This is a genomic window from Kytococcus schroeteri (genome assembly GCF_002847825.1).
Classification (GTDB): domain Bacteria; phylum Actinomycetota; class Actinomycetes; order Actinomycetales; family Dermatophilaceae; genus Kytococcus; species Kytococcus schroeteri.
Window position 1 is genome coordinate 1 of the sequence record NZ_PKIZ01000089.1, and the last position, 359, is coordinate 359.

Below are 359 nucleotides of genomic sequence, written 5' to 3' on the forward strand. Positions count from 1 at the left end.
GTTCCCGTGGCCAAGCCAATCGCATCCGGGCGCGACCGCCCTTGCCGCAGCTCATCGCGGTAACGCGACATGATGAACAGCGCGTAGTCGATGCCGACGGCCAGGCCGATCATCAGCCCCAGCGTCGGCGTGATGGAGTTCAGCGGCAGCACCGCCGTCGCACCGACAGTCACCAGCGCGCCAATACCCACGCCCACGATCGCGGTAGCCAGCGGCAACCCCGCCGCCAGCAGCGAACCGAACGTGAAGAACAGGATGATCAGCGCGACCACCACGCCCGCGATCTCCGAGATCGGCTCGACGGCGATGGGGTCTCCGAAGCCAGGGCCGCCGACCTCCACGTCCATGCCCGCGTCGCG

General features: G+C 68.5%; 1 protein-coding gene. It reads right to left on the reverse strand.

Translation table 11 applies throughout. The features are described 5' to 3' along the window. Positions 1-347: MMPL family transporter (locus CYJ76_RS11640; RefSeq protein ID WP_238138239.1), on the reverse strand; the 347-nt coding region annotated here is incomplete at its 3' end. Between the last annotated feature and the right edge of the window lie 12 nt (positions 348-359).